Annotated in this window: 17 protein-coding genes; 3 read left to right on the top strand and 14 right to left on the bottom strand. The window is 32.5% G+C overall.

Annotated elements, in window-relative coordinates; all coding sequences use genetic code 11:
* Nucleotides 1–65 precede the first annotated feature (65 nt).
* From JM172_RS16210 to JM172_RS16200, 3 genes are all read right to left on the bottom strand, one after another.
* Nucleotides 66–1,193 carry an MGDG synthase family glycosyltransferase gene (locus tag JM172_RS16210; RefSeq protein WP_214483419.1) on the bottom strand — a complete coding sequence of 376 codons (1,128 nt, stop codon included), beginning with the start codon at nucleotides 1,191–1,193 and terminating at the stop codon, nucleotides 66–68.
* A gap of 276 nt (nucleotides 1,194–1,469) precedes the next feature.
* Nucleotides 1,470–3,692, bottom strand: a complete 2,223-nt coding sequence (locus tag JM172_RS16205; protein WP_214483418.1) for a sensor histidine kinase — start codon at nucleotides 3,690–3,692, stop codon at nucleotides 1,470–1,472.
* Between the two features lie 91 nt (nucleotides 3,693–3,783).
* Nucleotides 3,784–4,476 carry a response regulator transcription factor gene (locus tag JM172_RS16200; protein WP_214483458.1) on the bottom strand — a complete coding sequence of 231 codons (693 nt, stop codon included), beginning with the start codon at nucleotides 4,474–4,476 and terminating at the stop codon, nucleotides 3,784–3,786.
* A gap of 839 nt (nucleotides 4,477–5,315) precedes the next feature.
* On the opposite strand from JM172_RS16200, the gene JM172_RS16195 reads away from it, so the two are divergent.
* Nucleotides 5,316–6,242 (top strand): DMT family transporter, encoded by a 927-nt coding sequence (locus tag JM172_RS16195; protein WP_214483417.1) that lies wholly within the window; start codon nucleotides 5,316–5,318, stop codon nucleotides 6,240–6,242.
* A gap of 396 nt (nucleotides 6,243–6,638) precedes the next feature.
* On the opposite strand, the gene JM172_RS16190 is transcribed toward JM172_RS16195, so the two are convergent.
* The 3 genes from JM172_RS16190 to JM172_RS16180 form a co-directional block, all read right to left on the bottom strand.
* Nucleotides 6,639–8,525 carry an LTA synthase family protein gene (locus JM172_RS16190; protein WP_214483416.1) on the bottom strand — a complete coding sequence of 629 codons (1,887 nt, stop codon included), beginning with the start codon at nucleotides 8,523–8,525 and terminating at the stop codon, nucleotides 6,639–6,641.
* A 330-nt stretch (nucleotides 8,526–8,855) separates the two neighbouring features.
* Nucleotides 8,856–9,290: an NUDIX domain-containing protein gene (locus tag JM172_RS16185; RefSeq protein WP_250886713.1), complete on the bottom strand. Its 435-nt coding sequence runs from the start codon at nucleotides 9,288–9,290 to the stop codon at nucleotides 8,856–8,858.
* 78 nt (nucleotides 9,291–9,368) lie between these two features.
* Entirely contained in the window at nucleotides 9,369–9,770 is a 402-nt protein-coding gene (locus JM172_RS16180) for a hypothetical protein (RefSeq protein WP_214483415.1), read from the bottom strand.
* 281 nt (nucleotides 9,771–10,051) lie between these two features.
* On the opposite strand from JM172_RS16180, the gene JM172_RS16175 reads away from it, so the two are divergent.
* On the top strand, nucleotides 10,052–10,939 hold the full coding sequence (locus JM172_RS16175; protein WP_214483414.1) for a S41 family peptidase: 888 nt from the start codon (nucleotides 10,052–10,054) through the stop codon (nucleotides 10,937–10,939).
* A gap of 189 nt (nucleotides 10,940–11,128) precedes the next feature.
* Here the strand turns inward: JM172_RS16175 and JM172_RS16170 are convergent, their stop codons facing one another.
* From JM172_RS16170 to JM172_RS16160, 3 genes are all read right to left on the bottom strand, one after another.
* Nucleotides 11,129–14,254, bottom strand: a complete 3,126-nt coding sequence (locus tag JM172_RS16170) for an MMPL family transporter (RefSeq protein WP_214483413.1) — start codon at nucleotides 14,252–14,254, stop codon at nucleotides 11,129–11,131.
* Between the two features lie 103 nt (nucleotides 14,255–14,357).
* Nucleotides 14,358–15,704, bottom strand: coding sequence for a sensor histidine kinase (locus JM172_RS16165; RefSeq protein WP_214483412.1), 1,347 nt, complete (start codon nucleotides 15,702–15,704; stop codon nucleotides 14,358–14,360).
* Complete coding sequence (locus tag JM172_RS16160) at nucleotides 15,701–16,402, bottom strand: response regulator transcription factor (RefSeq protein ID WP_214483411.1); 702 nt, start codon at nucleotides 16,400–16,402, stop codon at nucleotides 15,701–15,703. Before JM172_RS16160 ends, JM172_RS16165 begins: the two co-directional genes overlap by 4 nt.
* 315 nt (nucleotides 16,403–16,717) lie before the next feature.
* Here JM172_RS16160 and JM172_RS24855 point away from each other — a divergent pair, with 315 nt between their 5' ends.
* Entirely contained in the window at nucleotides 16,718–16,882 is a 165-nt protein-coding gene (locus tag JM172_RS24855) for a hypothetical protein (RefSeq protein ID WP_250886712.1), read from the top strand.
* Between the two features lie 513 nt (nucleotides 16,883–17,395).
* On the opposite strand, the gene JM172_RS16150 is transcribed toward JM172_RS24855, so the two are convergent.
* The 5 genes from JM172_RS16150 to JM172_RS16130 all read right to left on the bottom strand — a co-directional run bounded on the left by JM172_RS16150 (nucleotide 17,396) and on the right by JM172_RS16130 (nucleotide 21,988).
* Nucleotides 17,396–18,271, bottom strand: a complete 876-nt coding sequence (locus JM172_RS16150; RefSeq protein ID WP_214483410.1) for a phosphotransferase family protein — start codon at nucleotides 18,269–18,271, stop codon at nucleotides 17,396–17,398.
* Between the two features lie 77 nt (nucleotides 18,272–18,348).
* A complete protein-coding gene (locus tag JM172_RS16145) occupies nucleotides 18,349–18,990 on the bottom strand; it encodes a pyridoxamine 5'-phosphate oxidase family protein (RefSeq protein WP_214483409.1) in 642 nt (213 codons plus the stop codon).
* Nucleotides 18,991–19,238: 248 nt separating this feature from the next.
* A complete protein-coding gene (locus JM172_RS16140; RefSeq protein WP_214483408.1) occupies nucleotides 19,239–19,511 on the bottom strand; it encodes a hypothetical protein in 273 nt (90 codons plus the stop codon).
* A gap of 696 nt (nucleotides 19,512–20,207) precedes the next feature.
* Nucleotides 20,208–21,068, bottom strand: coding sequence for an arylamine N-acetyltransferase (locus JM172_RS16135; protein ID WP_214483407.1), 861 nt, complete (start codon nucleotides 21,066–21,068; stop codon nucleotides 20,208–20,210).
* A gap of 314 nt (nucleotides 21,069–21,382) precedes the next feature.
* Nucleotides 21,383–21,988, bottom strand: a complete 606-nt coding sequence (locus tag JM172_RS16130; protein ID WP_214483406.1) for an HAD-IA family hydrolase — start codon at nucleotides 21,986–21,988, stop codon at nucleotides 21,383–21,385.
* Nucleotides 21,989–22,003 lie beyond the last annotated feature (15 nt).

Here is a 22,003-nt window from a genome sequence, read left to right as displayed (position 1 = left end):
TTTAGAGACTTCAATAATCACAGATTATCCTATTAATCTGTTAACCATTTCTCCTTTGACATAAACTACCCAACCTTATCTACCTTTTTGTTGTTAATAGCTTTTATGACTGTTAATAATTTCTCAGAAGCAAACTGGCACGTCTGCAGATAACCCTCAATTCTTTGTTGGTGCTCATTCCATTCCTGCTTATTCGTTAGTTTCTCAATGATCTGTGATGAGATAGACATATTCAAATCAAGTTTATACACTAAGCTTTCACTTTGGAGATAAGATAAATTAATTTCTTCCTGTCCTGGTAAACCAGCTATTGCAAAGATTGGTAACTTTTTATGCAAAGCCTCACTAACAGTTACACCGCCAGGCTTCGTTACAATAGCATCAACATTTTCATACAAATCATTCATTTCATCTCGCGAAGAAAGATACTGCAACGGCGTAATATATGGTTTTTTACAGTTTGTTAACTCTTCGTACATCCTCACGTTATTTCCACATAATACGGAAAAATGAAAATGCTTTGCTGAATGATCTATTTGCCTTAGAAGGTCTACCATATTTCCTAAGCCACAACTTCCACCAGCTAACAAAATATGATGGATTTGTTTTTGTTCGAACTGTCGGCTCACCCGATTAAACTTGCCATTAATAGGAATACCTGTCACAACTATCTTTTCTGCAGTTACCCCGCTATCCTCTATTAAGGAAGTACGTATGTGCTCACTTGGTACAAAATGATAATCAACACCATCTCTTCCCCAGACATTGTTAATAAAAAAATCTGTATAAACATTCATTAACGGAACATCAATCATTCTCTTTTGCTTTAAGCGGCTAACTAAAAACGATGGAAAGCCATGTGTTGCTACGATAACATCAGGTTGTTCACGTTGAATAAGTTGCTCCATGTTTTTTAAAAACAACCTTTCATACCATTGTAATGAGTAGGTTGTTGATTTTGAATAACCGAAATTATTATATGCCCACTTATACGTTTTAGGTGATACTTTTATCCATTTAAGATAAAATGCTGTAATTAATTTTTCTAAAACTGGATGAGAGTAACTAAGTAGGTCAACCTTATTCGTTGTTATCCCATTGGTAGTCCTATTAATTGAATGAATTAAAGCCTCTGCTACTTGATGATGTCCGGAAGGCATACTTAACAATGGCAAAAATAATATCTTTTTCATTCCTGCTCTCTCCCTTTCATATGATTAAGATTCCAGTTAAGGCTCTGTTCTTAAATATTGTTACAATTCTCACTAAAATCACAACGGAAGAAATTACAATGAAAAATGTAGTAGAGGGCGTGTATCATTTCTTAATTTGGATATGCAAAAAAAGCTAAGATAAAAAAAGAGAACACTTCTCTCATATGATAAATGTGCCTATCATTCTACGAAGAAGTGTCCTTATTATTATAAATAATTCCCTGACATAAATGTAAATTTATTCTAATTCCAACTCTAAGATGTTGGTATTTTAACAATTACTTTAAATAGATCGCCATCTAGATCTATTTGTAATGTACCGCCATGTAAATCAACGATCGATTGAGCAATCGCAAGCCCTAAGCCAGATCCCTCTGTAGCTCGTGATGTATCTGCTCGTTTAAATCTTTCAAGTAGTTCGTTAATATTCTCACCAAGCTCATATTTAGTAATGTTCTTAACAACAAATTCTGCTTGGTTATTTTCATGCTTTAGACTAACATATACTCTTGTACCTGTAAGTGAATACTTCAGTGCATTAACGATTAAATTGTCTAACACACGCCACCATCTTTGTCCGTCTACGTAGCTCATCACTGAGGTATCTGGAATTGTTATCCGAAAATCAAGACCGGATTTTTCAATATCCTCTTGGTGTTCACCAAGTACTTGATGTATTAATTGTGTTAAATCTACCTGTTGCTTATGAAGCTCTAAATTCCCGCTCGCCATTTTTGATACTTCAAACAAGTCCTCAATGAGTATTTTTAAGCGATTGGATTTTCTTTCTAATATATTTACATACTCATTTCTCTCTTCCTCTGTCAGCTGCTGATTTTTTAACAAATCGGTATATGTGATGATTGAGGTCAGAGGTGTTCTTAAATCATGACTTACATTTGTTATAAGCTCGGTTTTTAATCGTTCACTTTTTGCTTGCTCTGTTAGTGACGTCTTAATTCCAGCTCTTAGTTTATTAAGATGTTTCGCATGCTTAGCTATAACTGACTTTCCTTTTTCAGGAACTGGTTCAAGTAAGGTGCCACTTGCCATTTGCTCGGTTGCTCTAAATACACGATTTAAATAACGAATCCTTTTCATCAGAAACAAAATTGACGGTATACCGATGAAGAAGACACAAATAAGATAAAACATGATTAAACCATCATCGTAAGAATTAGCAAAGGCAATTGCAGTTCCAATCCCCCAAAAAAAGATAACGATTAATATCGCCAACATTTGCTTCCCGATAGCGGTTTTTAAAAAAGCATCCCTTACTAACTTTATATTTTTAACAACAATACCGTTTTTAAGTGTTTCGATAAAGCCCAATCCTTGCTTTAGCTCATCATACGTCCATACAACTTGGTATATGCCAAACCATATTGCAAATAAATGAATGAAATGATTAAATAATAGCCCTTCAACACTCTGATAATTGTAATAAGAAAATAATGAATAATAATCTTGCTTAAGCATGAAAGTAAATATCATGACAATCCAGCCATTGATCAAAATTAGGACAAGCCTTATGTCTAATGGCCAATTTTCATATTGTCGTCTTACAGAACTATCTACGTACCAAGATTTACGAAATTTAAATATTAATAATATAATTAATAAAGCAACAACAGCTATTGCCAGCATGATTAATGACAGATTTTTTTGATAAATAAAATATTGTGCCCTTTCTACTTGATTCATGTTTGCAACGGGTATAGTTATTTTTCCTTCAAATGTTGATGGAGAAGCTTTTAATAATGTGGTTATTTTATTATTGACATCGATTCCAGTTTCTTCGTTGTACTCTCCACCGATATAATATGATGCACTATCTAAATATTGTGATGCCTTTAAATATCCATTCTTTTTACTGAACTCCATAGTAAACGCAGCTTTTTCTGATACATCTCCAGATGAGAAGGTTTCGCCTGTCTCAATATTTTTCAACTCATATGAGAAATATGTGAAATCGGACACGAAGTCTTGTTTTTTCGCATTTAGTTCCGCTATATACGAATCAATATTTGTGTTAATAACTGCTTTTATCTTTTTTTCGACATATTCATCATCTTCAAAGTTTTTTTGTACGTCAGCTATTTTGGCGTCTCGTTCTTTCGTAAGGGCATCTTTCACAGAGGTATTACCTGAAGCCTCCGCTTCTAAAATACGTGATTGATATTGCCCTTGTATATTTTGAATTTGCGAAGTTAAGTCACCGTAGTAAAACCTATACTGATCTATTTCTTGTTGAGAAACAGAAACTGTTTCCTTCAACTGCTCCTTATCAGGATTATTTAACACAATTGAACTTAATTCCCTTATATAGTTATGGTATTCTGATTGAAATTCATCGGTTTGAAAATAATCTTGATTACCGATAAATCGATGAGCATTTTCTAGAGTTGAAGTTACGGCAATTAGAATTATACTAACTAATAAACTCCAACCAATTGTTTTATAGAAATTCTTCTTCATTTTACAAACCCCCTTCTTACACTCACTAAGCTATAAAAAATCCATTAAAACGTTGTTTATCTATATGTTTGCGAACTTTCTTTAAAGAAGGTTACTTCTCAATCTTATAACCAATCCCCCAAACAACCTTAACATAACGAGGATTTTTTGGATTTTCTTCTATTTTTTCTCGTATTTTTCGAATATGCACTGCTACGATATTCTCGGCGTTATATGCTGGCTCATTCCATACTCGTTCATAAATTTCATTAATGGAAAACACACGCCCTGCATTCAGTAATAATAGCTCTGTGATCTTATACTCAATCGGTGTAAGCTTAATTGAGTTGCCGTCTAGCTTCACTTCCTTTGCTTCCTGATCAAGAACTAAGCCATTTACTTCAGTGATTGTTTGTTGCTCATGATATGTGCCTAGCTGTACATACCTGCGCATTTGTGATTTTACACGCGCAATGAGCTCCATCGGATGAAATGGCTTCGTAATATAGTCGTCAGCTCCTACTGAAAGTCCATGAATTTTATCTGTATCCTCAGCTTTTGCACTGAGCATAATGATAGGAATATTGTACTTATCTCGTATTTTAAATGTTGCCGCAATTCCATCCATCTGTGGCATCATGATGTCCATTATAATTAAATGCACTTCATTATTTTCAAGCTGTTGGAGTGTTTCAATTCCATTTGCTGCTTTTATGACCTTATATCCCTCATTACTAAGGTAAATCTCAATGCCATCTCTTATCTCTTTGTCGTCATCGGTAACTAGAATTGTATATTCGTTCATCATTACACCTCATCTCCTACTCATTTGCTCATTATTATACTTGTCATTTCTTAACATTTGGATTAGAAAAATATGAAGAATTTCTTAAGGAAAGTATACAATCACCTTAAGCTTTGTAAATGTTCTTTCATAAGCTTTGTTTTATAACTTCTATAGGAATACACCATAATATTCTGCAATGCTTACTAAATTTGTGTTTAACTCTTTAACATAGCACTGTTTTCGCAGTCATTGTTGTTTATCGTAATAACAGCTAAACATGAAAACAACTATCGTTCGGGACACCTTTTCTTTTTTAATGACTGTAAAAATCATTTATATATACACATCAATAACTCAAATTAAAATAAAAAAGCAACAAAGAAATTGCTAAAGGTGTTTGTAATATAAGAAAATATAATGTTATAAAATGGTATTTCATATTAATTATATCAATATATTATTTGTAGTGTTATATGTTTTATTACCTTTTTTAGCTTAGTTCAGAATAAGTAACCTTAAACATTAACTAATGATGTCAAGATAATAACACATAAGTAAAAGCTGTTTACGTGTTTATCGTACTAAGAATAAACACGTAAACAGCTAGTATTCTTGGCATCTTTTCATTTAAAAACAACAACATCTAGATAAAAATACTAATTTAAGGAAGGATGGCACAAAGCTCGAAAAAACGTAAGCATATGAAGATCAGTCGCAACGGTAGTTTTTATGTAAATATCAACTAGATGAGTACCTCAGGCTAAAGTAGTAGACCATGTTCATCCTATTCATTGATGTACGATAAGCTCCCTTTAAGTATGCTATACATAAGAGATAGCAACTAGGAGGAATGAAAGATGAAACAATATAATCTATTACCTATAGTGGCAGGTATATTAAGTGCTGGCATAGTCGGTTTCAGCTTTTTATTTTTAAAAAATATTGTAAGTGAAACTTCACCTTTAGCTATATTATCCTACCGTTTTACTATTGCATTTATTGTCATGACAGCATTTATTTTATTAAAAGTAATACGCGTAGATTTTCGACATAAACCCGTACTCCCACTTATATTATTCTCAATCGTTCAACCTGTACTTTCTTTTTCATTTCAAACTTATGGAATGAAATATGCTTCTTCCAGTGAAGCTGGTATTATTACAGCCTTAGTCCCCATTTTTGTCATGTTATTCGCAACTATCTTGTTAAAAGAGAGCACGACAACAATACAGAAAGCTTCTATTCTGCTTTCCGTGGGTGGTGTAAGTTACATTACTGTTATGAAAGGCGTTGACGGTGAAGCAAATATGCTTGGTATTATACTCATCTTTTTATCTGTTGTATCAATGGCTTTTTATACTGTATTGGCAAGAAAGTTTTCTAAACAATTTTCACCAATTGAATTAACGTATGCAATGATGGGCATGGGCATGATCATGTTTAATTTAGTACTTTTTGTCTCACCTGAAAAAGCTGATTTTACAGTCTTATTAAAAGCCAATTTTATTTTACCGATGTTATACTTAGCGATTTTATCTTCTGTAGTTACATCTTTCTTAAGCAATTACATGGTATCTAGAATGAAAGCTTCACAATCTGTTGTATTTATGAACCTTTCAACAATTGTAAGTATACTTGCAGGTGTTTTCATTCTGCATGAAACATTTTACACTTATCACTTGATTGGCACTATTATGATTATCATAGGTGTTGTCGGAGCAAATATAAAGGGCATAAATATACCTAAACAAATGACGCAGAAATCAACTGTCATTCATGACTAAACACCCATATATCTTTCAGTTAAAAAGAGTAGCTTTAGCATAGGTATTAACAACAAGTCTCTTAATGAATAACAAAATGAAATTTAGTGGTAATGTTATTGTTTTTCGAAGAAAAGATACTTTAGTTTACGGAGTCTTACTAAGATATCTACACGTATACAACTAAATCTGGTCACCTTTTTTTTATAATCCTTTTGTGGTAAGGTTCAAACCTCATCATAGTAACTTTTACAAAAAGCGGCTAATACAAAAACAACCAAAATAAATAAGTCATGCATGTAGCTTTTAGCTAATATGCATGACTTATTTATAGTTAAATTCTTTGTGCTACCTACTACTTACTAGGTGTCATATTGAAAGCTTTGATCAAATACCTTAACTTTTCTAGAAGCTTCATCATTGACCAGTTAAAGCCTCATTATATGATGTCCCATCATAGAACCTTAATAAGTCTCCATAAACAATGTTATCTGAGTATTCTAGCTCATGTTTTACTTTTTCTTCATATGGTTCACAGCTAGAACTAGTCGTTTTTGCTCCAGTACGTTTGTCAAAACATATAGATTTTGTATATATATAATCCTCCGTTATAAAGCTTCCATCTCTCAAGACAGTAAGGTCACTCTTTTTTGTCGAGAAGATATCAGCACCAAAATGAACGTCATTTTTTGTTTCAATCCCCAATAAGTGCAAAAGTGTCGGCTTCACATCTATTTGTCCTGATACTTTCGAAACTACAAGTGGATTTTCATCTGTAATTCCCGGTATATGAATTATTAAAGGGACTTTTTGTAAATTCACTACATCAAATGGTGTCATTTCTTTTCCTAAAAACTCTCCCATAGCTTTTTTATGATTTTCGGAAATTCCATAGTGATCGCCATAGAATACGAGAATCGAATTTTCATATATGCCTTCTTGCTTTAGTAATTCAACGAAATCTTTAAGAGCCTCATCCATATATCGCACAGTTGGAAAATATCGATTAACTGTCCGGCTATTAGACGTAAACTCATCTACCATCTTATCCTCTTCTTCAAGTACAAACGGAAAATGATTTGTTAACGTAATAAACTTTGTATAAAACGGCTGCGGTAGTGTCTTTAATATATCTACAGATTGGGAAAAGAACTCTGCATCCTTTAACCCCCAACCAATTGAATTGTTCTCATTAACATCAAAATCAATTAATGAGAAATAACGATCATAGCCTAGGTTAGGGTACATTACATCTCTATTCCAAAAGCTTTTTTTATTCGCATGGAATACCGCTGAATAATAATTTTCTTCTTTCAAGATTTCTGGTGTCGCACGATATTCATTTTCTGAATGAGTAAAAAATACTGCCCCCCTACCTAAAGGGTATAATGAATTCTCAACTAAAAACTCACTATCAGAAGTTTTTCCCTGACCCGTTTGATGATAAAAATTATCAAAATAATAGCTTTCTTTCACAAATTCATTTAAAAAAGGCGTAATTTCTTCCCCATTAATTGTTTCATTTATCACAAAATTTTGCAAAGATTCCATTGAAACGATAATCACATTACGACCTTTTGCGATATCAAAAAAGTCTTGATTTGGTTCTTTGTAATTTGCTTTTATATAATTTTCTATTTCAACAAACTCACTACTATCTGCAAATGCTCTTTGTGCTTTTGTTTTAGATGTTAACAAAAGATCGTAAATGTGGTAATTGTATGACCCGATGTTCTTCACTATTATTTCTCTGTCAAATGTACGCGTTAACAGCTGCGGTCTTTCCGTTTCCGCAAGTACTAAATTAACTAAAGCAATGCTTGTAACTAATATGAAATAGGCTCGTTTATCTTTCTTCGTATAAATGATTTCATTAGATCCCTTATTCCTGTGACGCATAATGCAATATAACACAAGCACATCGACAAACATAAAAATATCAGTCACATGCAATAGCTCAAAAATACTATTATGTAGATCCTTTATATTGCTAGTTTGGAAAAGTAATGGCATTGTAATAAAATCTGAAAATTCCCTATAATACAACACATTTGCATACAACACGAATGAAACTATGAAGCTTGTAACAATTAAATAACGATTACGTTTCTTGATATTAATAAACAGTGCAATTCCAAAAATAATAAGTAAAAAGCTTAGCGGATTTATAAATAGGATAAATTCTTGCTTCCAAGATTCAACCTTTAAATCAAAGCTAGTTTTATAGACAATATATGTCTTCAGCCATAATAAAGTTGTGGCGGCGAATACGAATGACATCTTTAACAATGATGATTTATTCATCCCTAAATTCCTCCCAAATTCATGGCACCTACAAAGGGAATTTTTGTATTTTTAATTATGATTTTAGCATTGTTATTTATTGTTTTCTACCCATAATTTACTAAAATAATATCTTTTTAGAATGGAAATATCCTACTTCGTGTATGTACTATGAAATATTAGACGTCTACAACTAATAATCGTTACACCTTTTCTTATTTTTACGATACGATACGAAATGACATAACACTCCTATTAGTTGAAGGTGTTTTCGCATTTATTGTTGCTTAGTAAAACATCATCATGGGGATTGTCAATTAAGTAAATAGCAGCAACGTATATGCAAAAAAATTAGATAAAATCTAGAATTTGTATATCTACGAGATCAACATTCCTAATATTATCCTTATAATTCCATAGCATAATTTCTGAAGTTTCATCGTTATCTCTGAAAGGTTGCAATTTATCTACTGTTGAGTAATAAACAGGATTATACTTTACTTCACCACTATGTTTATTTTTCACCTTAAGTAAACCTTTAAATGATAAATCATTTACTTCTTGTCCTGTTTCCTCAAACAACTCTCTTATAGCACACTGCTTCGGGGTTTCACCTTCTTCTCTTCTACCTGCTGGTATCTCCCATTGATTTCTCCATACGTTATAGCATAAAAGAATACGCTCTCCACATATGATTACCGCAAAAGAACCGCTACGCGGTTCATATTTCTTCATCTTCGTTGCAATTAATAAAATCAAGAAACTGTAAACCGTTTTTATTTTCAATGATTTTCAATTTAAGTTCCTCCTATCCTGAAGACTCTAGTTCAAGCTGTATTTCTATAGTAACCAGCTTTTACTAGCTTAGCTTTCACCATCAAACACTATTAGGTTACTAATGAAAAATTCTCTTATTTGTTCAACTCCATGATCCTTCTTCCAAGTAACTGAAATGATCATTTCATCAAAAGCTTTTGTAATATCATTCTCTGTTAAGCCCTTCGCATAAAAGACAAAATCATATTTATAGGTTGCGTTAGTTTGAGAACTACCTTTACCGTACCAATACCTCTGCTCGTCAATAGCATTAATTGCATTTTTCCATTCTCCATATTCTGGGGTATCAATATTTAAGTCTATAACGTTATGCTTAGAGTCTATTTCAAAGTGAAATATCAATTTTCTAAAATCATTTATTGTTGGATTGACTAAATCTCCTGTTCCTACATATTGATATTCTTCTTCAGTTAAATTTGCTACGTTCACTCTAATATGAAAGCTTGGCTCTTTGAATTGGTTACAAGCAACTAGTAAAAAACAGCATAAAAAAAGTACTAGCTTTTTAATTGTGTATACCCCCTTTACTAAACAACAGGAATATTTTGTAATTTATATAAATAAGTTTATCATAACAAAATAACTTTCTCTTTATTTATAATTTTGTAAATAATTAGTTTTTTATGATATGTTGATGTTAAAATCAAAAGTAAAGCCTTGTTCAACTTGGCACACATGCGAAAACAATCATAAAAGATGGAGGTTATTCGATGGACAAAGAAATTTTATTTAATCACTTTTCAAAAGTGATAGAACTGTTAGAGCAGCATTACGTTGTTGCATCTAAAAAAGAAAAATTACTAAGTGGCTTACGGGAAAAGAATTCTGACGATTTTAAAAATATTAAATCCCTAAGCGAATTTGCTACATTTGTAACAGAGATGTTGATGCAGCTTAGTGGAGACAAGCATTTATACATTGATTTATTCACTGATCAAGAAGATGGTAACTTTCTAGAGGAGGATTGGCTAAAAAAAGAACTGGAATCAGAAAGAACAAACAACTTTGGGTTTACCGAAGTAAAGGTTATGCCAAATAATATCGGTTACATGAAAATAACACAGTTTATGAATCCTGATAGAGGTATAGATACAGCCATTGCAGCGATGAAAATGTTAGAAAATACGGATGCAACAATTATTGATTTACGTCACAATCGTGGGGGATATGGAGAGCTAGGAGAATACATACTTAGCTACTTTTTTGATGATGAACCTATACTACTATCTACTACTCATGATATGAATATAAAAGATTTCCAAACTTTCACCCATCCTTTTGTTGTTGGCAAACGCAAACTAAATCATCCACTTTACATATTAATTAACTGTAAAACTGGATCAGCAGCTGAGTACTTTACTTATGTACTCCTAGCTCATGAGAAAGCAATTATTGTAGGTGAACCTTCAGCAGGAGCTGCAAATAGAAATACGTATTATCCATTAACTGATGGAATAAGACTATCTATTTCAACTGGGGAACCTATTGTTGAAATAACCGGTTCTAACTGGGAGGGCGAAGGTGTCATTCCAAATATCAAATGTGCTCCTGAAGATGCCTTAGACAAAGCTATAGCACATTTACAACAAAGTGAATGAAGATTAATAGCTATCTAACTTTTTTATAACTAACCTATATGTCGTTAAGTATAAGGACATTCTATCCTTTTAATGAATTGCAGTATTCTTTAAAAGGATGAATGTCCTCTTGCATCTTCGTTAAATGTATGATTCTAGTTACTTATTTAACCTAATTGTATTTTCACAAAAATGTCATGTAAATAGTTATTAATCTGTTAAACTTTTAGACCTATTAGTTTTGGTGAAATGATTTCTATTCATTTTCGTTTGCAAAGAAATAAGTGCTGGTATAAAAACAGGTAGCATAATGACAGTCAGGAGTGTTAAACCAATGATTACTACAGTAGCCATTTGAGTTAACGACAGCACACCTGCTGGATACATTGCTGCAAACGTTCCACATAAAATTGTAGCAGCTGAAATAACGACTTTACCCATTTGTTTTTTAGCAATTACTAATGCTTCAATTGTTGAAAGTTCAATATTTTCTTTAAATCTCATCATTAGGAAAATACTATAATCGACTCCAAGTGCAATGATCATAATGAATGAAAAGAATGGAATGGTCCAAGACAATCCACTGTATCCAAAAACATGAACAAAAAGTAAATCAGTCATTGATAGAGCTGTATAATAACTTAATATAAGAGATGCAATAATAAATATTGGTATCCAAAAGGCCCTCATAATTAAGACGAGTACGACAAAAATTCCTACTAACATTAAAATAATTGTGCGAGAAAAGTCATCGTTTGCCATCATATTTAAATCGTTATTTATTGAAGAAATCCCACCTATTGCATACGTTGTACCCATTATATTGGAAGATACAAGTTCACTTTCAATGACAGAGTTTAGTTGATTAATGACTGAAATTGCTTCTGTTGAATACGGATCTACAGATAACTCAACTGTCAATTTGAACGTACTTCTTTCATCAGACATATACGTATTTAGGACATCCTGATAGTCTCCTTCAAGTAATTCTTCAGGAACAAAGAACGAAGAAGTTCCCTCAGATTGTGTTACCTTATCTAAATAGTTGGTTGCATCGTGAAGTCCTACTGAAATTTCGTTTAACCCTTCTGAGCTTTTAGAGAGACCTTTTTCTAATTCATTCATTCCAGAAGATAATTCCTCTAGTTCATTCTTCAGTTGTTGCTGGCCATCATTGATCATTAAAATTCCATTTTCTATCCCTTCCATATTAAATAGAATTTCTGATTGTCCTAGACTGCCTATCTCTAAGCCATCAGCAAGCTCTGAAGCTGCTTGAGTCAATTCTTTCGAAGCAGTCACTAATTGATTATGTCCTGCTATGATTTGCTCAAGCCCTTCATTTGCTTGAACAAACACATCATTAGTCGAAGAAAATCGATTGTTTAGCTCTATCAAACCATCTGTTAAAGCTGTAGACTGTACTGCTAATGTATCAATGGCTGTATTCAATGCCAACATATTTGGGTCAGATGCCACTTCTGGGTATGCACTTTCTATTTGAGTAACTAAGCTTTGCATTTCAATTGTTGTTGACTGAATGAATGCTAATTGCTTTTCCAAATTACCGTATTCATATGCAAATGAACCATACCCACTTTGAAGCTGTTCATAGTTTGCAAGTAACCCTGCCAATGATGTATCTAGCTTTGTTAAGTTATTTTCTAAAGTTGCTACAGCATTAGCTAGTTCTCTTGATCCTTGTACACCAATTTCTGAGCCATTATTAACTTGCTGTAATGCATTTGTTAGCTGCTTCATATTATTTGCAACTTCTTCAGTGCCATCTATGAGCCTATCTAAATCAGCAAAATCTTTTGGTGATGAGAAATTCTCATTCGTACCTGATAATCCATCTGCAATTTCTATTAGTCCATCGTTAGCTGTTGATAAACCTTCGTTCACTTCACCTACTTGATCTTCAATATATAACTCTGCTATTTTCTCTCCTTGTGGTCTTGTTGGTCCGTATACAGTTTCCACTCCCTCTATATTCATAAGGGATGCAGTTAAATCATCGATGAGAGCTAACTTTTCATTAGAATCTAAGCTTTCATCAGCAGCAATAACAACCGTAGTAGGTAATGCTTTACCAGGTGAAAATTTTTCAGCAAGAATGTTAAAGCCTTGTACTGATTCATACGTATCACTTACTTCATCTATACTGTTATACGATAACTCTCCTTTAGACAATAGTAAAAATGGGATTGTAATCATAACTACAATAATAATTGAAATAATTGGACGAGCCATTGAAAACTTTCCTAATATAGACCACAGTCTGCTTTCACCATGCCCTTTCTGCTTTTGCACTGGCCAGAACATAAATTTACCAATTACACTCATAAAAAAGGGCATCATTGTGTATAACACAACTAATAACGTGGCAACTGACACAGCTACAGCGACAGAGGATTGAAAAACAGAAAACTGAGCAAAACCTAATATACTAAAACCAATAAACACAGCTAAACCACTATATGCAACTGTTTTACCAGCTGTTCTGTATGTGGTGACTATCGCTTCAGTTATTTCTTGATTATTACTTAGCTCTTCCTTAAACCTGCTTAATAGTAAAATATTATAGTCCGTACCAATACCGAATAAAACTAAGATTAAAAATGTCTGTGTAGTTGTTGAAAATGGGAAATCAAATGCATCAACTAAATGCGCTACAATACTTAATGAGCAAATATAAGTGAGAGCAACGATTAATAATGAAATGATCGGTGTGATTGGAGAACGAAATACGACAATTAATACAAGGATAATAAAAATAACTGTAAAAAGTTCGGTTTTTTTAACACCTTCTCCTGTATTCTGAATTTGATCTTCATTAATAAATTCGTTACCTGTTAAATAAGTCTTCACCTCACTACCATTTAATTCCTTTTTTAGTTCTTCACGTACTTCACTCACTTTTTTCCCAGCTTTGTCTACACTGATAACTGCCATTACTGTTGTACCATCTTCAGAAACAAATTGATTTAATAATTCTTCGTTTTTAAAATGTGTAGCGATATGAGTGATCGCTAGTTCCTCTTGTTTGTTCTGTAAATTGGCTATTTCCTGCTCAATGTTATTTAGCTGAGCAGGTGTAAGAGGTTCATCTTCATGAAAGACGGCGACGACGTCTATATTTTCTTTACTTGTAGTTGTACCCTTCAAGTCATCTAGTAATTGATTAGACACAACTGATGAATATTCATCTGGTATTTTGGGCTGCCCCTTTTCCCTAACTAAATCATCTAAATTAGGCATTGTTGTTATTAATAAAGCAGATACAATTAACCAAAAAATAATCATTGCCCAACGAAATTTTATAATTGTCTTCATCGAAATCCTCCTTTATTATCCATTCGTCCTTAATTTAGCATTGAAAAATAAAAATAAAATGAAATAAAAATAAAAAAAAATAAACGTTTTAATTACAAAACGTTTATTGTTGAAAACGAGAGATAGGTATTTGTATTTTAATACCTAACCCACCTAGTCCTTTTGAGCGATAGGCTGAAATGAAACCGTCATGATTTTCTACGATTGACTTAGCAATCGCTAGTCCTAACCCTGTGCCTCCCTTTTCACGTAGTCTCGATTTTTCAACTGTGTAGAATTTTTGAAACAAGTATGGTATGTCACCTTCAGCAACACCTACCCCATTATCTTCTATATTAATTACAATTAATGACTCTTCTATTGTGCCTTTCATAGTAATTTTTAGATCATTATTATAAGCATGTTTAATTGAATTACTTACAATATTTGCAAACAATCTGCGAAGAAACTTTTCATTTCCTAGAAAATATGTGTCGGTGTGAAAATCATGATCCCAATGAAAGGAATAATCTAAACCAGCTAACTCAGCTTCGTACTCTTCTCCTATTGACTCAAAAAACTTACCAATTAGAACGTCAAAGCGGTCCATTTCCTGTAGAGCAATTTCATTAGTAGAAAAGATTGAGAATTCTTGTACTAACTCTGTCATATACAACGCTTTTTTTTGAGCTAATTTAATGTATTCCTCTTTTTGGCTTGCTGTTTGATGTAATGGCGATACAGCTAGCTGGAGAAACCCATTAATTGATGTTAATGGAGTTTTTAAATCATGTGCTATCGACGACACCATATCAATTTGCTCTCGATATGCACGATGAAGTCTTGCTTCTAATTCATAAAAGCGATGATAGAGCTCTCCTATTTCATCTTTTCGAGTAGGATGTACCGCTGGAAGCTGTTTATGTAAACTAACCATTTTAAAACGGTTTATTAAATTGGTTATTGGGTTTGTAATTGTCTCGTGAAAATACAGTGTTAATAATATGAAAAGGGTAAGATGTGTAAGAACAACAAATATAAAAATATCGATGGCTACTTGGAAAATTGCTTCATTTATTTCGTCTAGCTTACGTTCTAACGACAAAAATAATACGACCTCATTCGTATCTGGTGTTTTAACAGGTAACCACCTATCACCTGTAGAAATTTCTTTTTCTATGGCGTCATACTCAAATAATATTTGCTCAAATGCTGGGTTTGTCAGTTTTATCGTTAATTGCTCTCTCTCTCCTAAATTCTTTAAATATGTCGTCATTTTTTGTTGATCAGGATATAATTTTCCTACTTCTTCGGCAATGTCTTCATGTTTTTCTATAAAGCGTTCATTATTTGTAGATAAATCACTTGTAATTGAATCTCTAACATCGAGCTCTATGTACAATAAAACGATAAAAAAGAATACAATACCAAATATTAAAAACAATAATGGAATGTGATATTTTAGTTTCATAGCTTCACACCATCTAAAGTATATTTATAGCCAACGCCCCATATCGTCTTTATATAGTCATGATTTTTCCCAAGCTTTTTTCGAATATTTTTAATATGTACAGTCACATTGTTTAAATCACCAAAATCATCTCCCCAAACACGCTGATAAATCTGTTCCCGACTAAACACTTGGTTTGGATGTTGAGTGAAGAATAATAAAATTTGAAATTCCTTTGAAGATAATTGTAGTTTCTTTCCTTCTAGAAATCCTTCATACGAATTTTCATTTAACATAAGTGGAGTCTTAGCTATTGAGTGTGTAGGATTACTTTCTGATAACTCTTGTTTTAATCTTCCAATTTTCCGAAAGTGTGCCTTTACCCGCGCTGTTAGCTCATGTACATTGAAAGGTTTTGTTAAATAATCATCTGCTCCTACTTCAAGACCAACAATCTTATCAATATCACGATCTTTTGCACTAAGTAATAAGATGGGCATGTTATGTTGATCGCGTATTTTTTTACATACTTCAATACCATCCATTTCCGGCATCATTATGTCTAAAATAACAAAGTCAATTTTTTCTTTATCAATCATTTTCATTGCTTCTATTCCAGAGTAAGCAAAAACTGTATTGAACCGCTCATATTTTAATGTTTCTACAATAAGCCTTACGATATCTTTATCGTCATCGATGACAAGAACAGTTTTTTCCAAAGAACTCACTCCTATATGCAATAAGTTGTATTATCCAATTCTAACATTTTCACATGCTAAATACATATCGTCTTGACCATTCATATTTTCGTCAAACAATTACTTTATCGTTAATCTATATTAAAGTAACTAGGATATAACGAGGCAGTCCCTTTCATTACACTGTGTACTCAATAAATACGAAAGCAACTTAACAGTGATCCTAAATGGAAATAAATGTTATAACATGACTTATCTATTAGTATAAATAGAGTAATAAAGTTACATAAGGAATTGAGAGGTGTATGTCAATACACGTATGCCCTTATTTTGAGGGTGAAGGGAAATGGGAATGAAGTCATACAATTTAATCAACAAGCACTGAATGCTGAAATCCTTTCTCTCCAATTTTTAGGAGAAATGCTTGAAAACACCCATTTTGCTATGTCACATGAAGATAAAGGCTTGGTTGGATACGCTACCTTAAAAATCGGAGACTAAATCCTAATGCTTTTAGATACAGATCCAAGTCAGCCTTATCAAAGGGGAAATCATTTTAGAATATGTATTACAACAACAGATGTGGAAGAGTCCAAGCAAATATTTGATTAATTAAAAGAAAGTGGCACTGTTCACATGCGATTGCAAAAAATCACTTTTAGTCCTTGTTACGGAGTTGTAACGGATCAATTTAGTGTTACATTTCAAATTTTCACTAAAATTCAAAAATAACTTATTTAATTAATTATTATTTTTTTGATCCCCCTTCGAGATCAGGCATAAGATATTGAAAATAATTACCTTTTTCACAGTAAACCCTGGAAACCTCAAATGTTACGGGGGATCTTCATCTTAAGTCTTTAGAACCGCAAAATGAATAAGTATATTTCAATTCATTTCCTACTGTTATTAATTCAATTGTATATCATACTATTCAACTGAACTTCAATTCTCTTTTTTCATTTACTATAAAGTATGAGATCAACTCATTTTCATAATATAGATTAATGTGCATTATTTTATGCCGTCCATAAAATCAAAAATATCTGTATCCAAGGTCCATGCTAGACGTTTACACCACTCTTGTTGGACTACTAATGGTGCATGATGTATCCTATTAAGGACTTTCCATACTTTATTAACACAATAGCTTTTTAATGTGTTAGAGGGTAAATGAATAGGATTAAATTTTAAATATTCATTAATAAAATGATTGTTTAATACATTTGCATGCTCAGGATAATGTAACTTAGTGAACCAACATACCCATGCTAAGTCAGATAATGGATTTCCCCATTCTGACCACTCCCAATCTAATACAGTATGTACTCTGTCTGAATTGTATAATACGTTATGTATTCCATAATCTCCATGAGTCAATACCCACTCATCCTTTGAGTCATTCTTGTTCTTTAATAGTTCCTTAGATTTGTTAATAAGACCCTCAGGTACAAATGCTAGATTTAGATTAATATCATTGGCATGACTTTCTTTTATTCCATAAGAATTAAAATCGTATTTAAAGGAATGTATATGTTTAGCGAGTGTTTTACCTAATTCAATATAAATATTCTCAGAAATCGTTACATTACTTTGATCGAAAATTGATTGAGCATTGTCACCTTGTCGATATTCCATTACTGTAAATGTCGTTTCATCTGTTTCCATTAATTCATATAGCCTTGGAGTTAAATCTGTTTCTCTAGTTAATTCCAAACACTTCACTTCATTAAAAATATCTTTATTGAATATCTTACCTATTTTAATAACTATGGGAGGGTTAGAACCTTTTAATAACAAGACTTCATTCGTATAGCCACCAGTTAAAGGAACAGGTGTAAATGCACCGTATTTTTCTTCTAAATGACATTTCAAACTGTTACTAATCAAAATATTTAATCACCTTACTTATCTCCCAACCTTTTTATCTGAGAAATATGCTTTATTGTTTATTTAGCAAGAAATATTCAATAGAGCCTATTTTTATAGCCTTCTTGTAATTCTTTTGCTACTTGTTCAGAAGTTGCATTTGGTATCTTCGAGTGAGCTACCAACATTTGTGGAACCGATGGAAGTGTCTCTTTAGCATACCATGATTCGGGATTCCATAAACTTGATCGAATAAAGGCTTTGGCACAATGCGCATAGCATTCCTGCACTTCTACTAAAATTCCAAATAACGGAGCACGACCATTTACTTTACTATTTTCTAATAGTTCAGGATCACGACAAATATACGCTTTTCCGTTTATTCTTAACGTCTCCCCTAATCCAGGTATAAAAAATAAGAGTCCTATATTTGGATTTGTGATTATATTATTAGCAGAGTCCATTCTTCGATTTCCTGGTCGTTCAGGAATAAACAAGTGATGATCATCCAGAACAGATACAAAACCTGGGGAATCTCCTCTTGGTGAAACGTCACATTGTCCTTCTGAATTAGAAGTTGCCATTGATAAAAATGGGGATTTATCAATAAAGTCTCTACAATGGCTGTCGATAAATGAAATAACTTTATTAGCAGCTCTTGGGCTTGGCTTGCCAATAAACTGTTGAAAAGATTCGAATTCTTCTCTTGTAGAAATAATCTCTTGATATTTTTTACTCATTCAATCACACCTTTAAAAATTGGAATATAGATCCATCATACAATAATAAAATTAAAAGTAGCAATTCTAGACTTCTAATTTGGTAATACAGAAAGTTCAAAAGGTAAACTATCAAAGTAGCCAATTTACAGTAGAGTAATAGAGGAGTTGAGTTGAAATGCTGAATTCAAATAAGATACCATAAAAGAAGCAGTTAAAAAGCTTGTATTTTCTCAGTATTCACCATCTTGATTATATACTTTTAATTTCTAACTTGCTTTATTTCTATATTTCAAATTGGTTAGAATAAATGCAACAGCAACGATGATAGCAACTAAACTCGATATAAAAAATCCAATTGCGAATGAGAGGATACGATCTTCTGCTACTCTATCATTTATTTCAAATCCTAAAAAAAATACTCCAACTCCGTCTCCATCAACATCTGTCCCAAGTGACAATAAATTTAATCCTTCAGTAAACAATAAAACTCCAAATAAAAGTAAAACACCTGCAATTACCCAGCGACTTAAATTAGTCATTTTTTCACTTCTTCACATAATCAAACTTTTACTTAGGCTGTTTACGCATTGAGTGTTGTTTTTCGTACTAAGGTATAAGCACATATACAACTAGATTTGATAGCATCTTTGCTCATAAAACGATAGCTAGGAACTGTAGCAACAGAGTTTACGAAAAGCGCCTATACTTAAAACTATCACTAAAAATCCTCATTATAATATTATCACAATTTTTCCATTACCTTACAAAAAAAATAGTACGCTTTATGTTAAGCGAACTATTTTAAATAAATTATATTTAAAGATCAATTAATGTTGATTTCCTAAGGATTGTAATAGAGTTTGTCAACTCTTGGATATTGAACAGGTTAAAATTTTTTATATAAATCTGTTTTCATCCTTGTTTATATAATCATTCATATCTAAATATATCCAAAAGCAACTTACTATTAATATATCTAACTCTTAGGTTTTTACTGACTGATTTACACGGTTTCTGTCCAAACTCCTACATTTATTTGCCAAACCACACGGTTTACTGTCCAAACTCCCACATTTACTTACCAATTTACACGGTTTACTGTCCAAAATCCCGCATTTACTTGCCAATTTACACGGTTTACTGTCCAAACTGATTATTTAAATATCAATCTTGGCATCTCAACGAACAGTAAATAAAATAAAAATCTAGCTACTTGAAAAATCTTTTAGTAGCTATTAACTGTTTTCTACGTGAAATATATCTGTACCTAAATCTCTTAATAAATTGATAGCCTTCCTAACTGGCAATTTTGGTAACATAAACTCTTCAGAAATTATGCTCTCAACTTCCTCAATATCCTTTAGCTTACGTACTATTTCTTTATCATCCAGCGTTGTAATTGTTAATTTATTGTTGATTAATGAAAGTGTACGTCCTTTGTCAAATTGAAACAGATTTACTCGAAGCCGAGTCATAAAAACAGCATCTTTGGAATATGATTTGTGAATCGCTTCATCAAAATCTCCTACTTTACTACGAATGTTAGGATTAAATGACCAGTGATTATTGACAAATTTCCCATGACGAAAACGTGTAAATCGGTAAAAACCTTGTTGTTCATCATCTGGTATGAGTTGAATGTCATCTGCACCAAACGATGAAGAATTTTGCATGTTTTCAAATCGGACTGGCTTCATAATAGGTGCTGCTGATCCAAAATCTAAATATAGTCTTTCGTCAGGAAAGTCAGGTAATTGTACTAATATCGCTATATGACTCTCTCCTAACCTTACATGATAACAGTCATATCCTAATAGTGTTAACAGCTGTAAAGCGTACGGATTGAGTACAAAACACGTACCACCAAAATCATATTTAAATAGATTATCAACATATTCTTCAACAGAAGGAATGTAGTAACCATTTGAGTTGTTCCTAGTAGAATAAATTAATTTACTAACATTTTCAAAAGGTAAAATAGAAAGATGCCTTTTTGAAAACAGCTCTAAAAATTCATATGAAGCTGTGCTAGGTGGTGTCAAATTTAATCGTTCCAAATATCTATATGCCCAGTTTGGTAGTTGTTGTTGATTCATTCATAACAGCTCCTAATTTCATTTTTGCATACTAAGTGACTCTGACTGGCTCAATAATACTATGTTCAGGATTAACTGCTCATTCATTTAGCTTAATTTCATTGTACAAAAGGGTTCTACAATGTATCATGGGGAGGAAGAATGATATGTCACTACAACTTTTGAATGACTGTTAAGTGAGCTAAAATTGAGGAAATATACTAAGAGATTTTCAAAAAACTGCTCCATCAAATTAAAGTAATTGCAAGATAAGATGATGGAGCTAATATGTAGGCTAGATAATTGGTAATAATTCATTAAAAATTACTATATCATTACATCCCTAAACTAAATTTTGCTGACAATAATAGTGGCATTATTTGATTTATCCAACTTCCTTGTTCGTCTGCAAGTAAAGTTTTCCATCCAAGTGTACGAGCCTCTACAAAGTTTTGCTCTTGATCGTCTACAAACAATGTTTCTTTTTCACTGTCTAGCTTAGCTTGAATGGTTGTATATATGTCTTTATGAGGCTTACAATAACCGACTTCACTAGATACTGTAACGCTCTTAACATCATTTTCTATCTCCTTTAAAATTGGCTCAATCCACTCCATACGATGGTTGCTTAGTATATGAATGTCAGCAAACTGACTCCATTTAGCAACATGGTGTATAGCAGGGAGTAATTTTAAATGAGATAACAGCATAGGCTTGGCTACTCCTTTTTCAATTGAAGGGTGTTTCTTGGACAGACCTGACCAAAATTGATCCTCTGTTATTTTCCCAGCCCAAAGCTCAGTGCGCACACTATTTTTATACTCTATTAGTTTGTCATAATGAATCTTTGATGTTGTAGATAGTTCTTCCCAAAAAAACGGTGATAAATTTGTAGCAAGAACCCCTCCAATATCAAGAACTAGTTGCTTTTGATTAGACAATGCTATGTAACTCCT

The sequence above is a fragment of the Bacillus sp. SM2101 genome (genome assembly GCF_018588585.1).
GTDB lineage: Bacteria > Bacillota > Bacilli > Bacillales > SM2101 > Nanhaiella > Nanhaiella sioensis.
This window is presented reverse-complemented; position numbering and strand designations above follow the sequence as displayed.

Bases quoted from the DNA above. Each gene is read 5' to 3' on its own strand.
- JM172_RS16145 (WP_214483409.1), bottom strand. From the start codon at position 18,990: ATGAGTAAAAAATATCAAGAGATTATTTCTACAAGAGAAGAATTCGAA.
- JM172_RS16210 (WP_214483419.1), bottom strand. From the start codon at position 1,193: ATGAAAAAGATATTATTTTTGCCATTGTTAAGTATGCCTTCCGGACAT.
- JM172_RS16190 (WP_214483416.1), bottom strand. From the start codon at position 8,525: ATGAATAAATCATCATTGTTAAAGATGTCATTCGTATTCGCCGCCACA.
- JM172_RS16140 (WP_214483408.1), bottom strand. From the start codon at position 19,511: ATGACTAATTTAAGTCGCTGGGTAATTGCAGGTGTTTTACTTTTATTT.
- JM172_RS16195 (WP_214483417.1), top strand. From the start codon at position 5,316: ATGAAACAATATAATCTATTACCTATAGTGGCAGGTATATTAAGTGCT.
- JM172_RS16135 (WP_214483407.1), bottom strand. From the start codon at position 21,068: ATGAATCAACAACAACTACCAAACTGGGCATATAGATATTTGGAACGA.
- JM172_RS16200 (WP_214483458.1), bottom strand. From the start codon at position 4,476: ATGAACGAATATACAATTCTAGTTACCGATGACGACAAAGAGATAAGA.
- JM172_RS16165 (WP_214483412.1), bottom strand. From the start codon at position 15,704: ATGAAACTAAAATATCACATTCCATTATTGTTTTTAATATTTGGTATT.
- JM172_RS16205 (WP_214483418.1), bottom strand. From the start codon at position 3,692: ATGAAGAAGAATTTCTATAAAACAATTGGTTGGAGTTTATTAGTTAGT.
- JM172_RS16170 (WP_214483413.1), bottom strand. From the start codon at position 14,254: ATGAAGACAATTATAAAATTTCGTTGGGCAATGATTATTTTTTGGTTA.
- JM172_RS16175 (WP_214483414.1), top strand. From the start codon at position 10,052: ATGGACAAAGAAATTTTATTTAATCACTTTTCAAAAGTGATAGAACTG.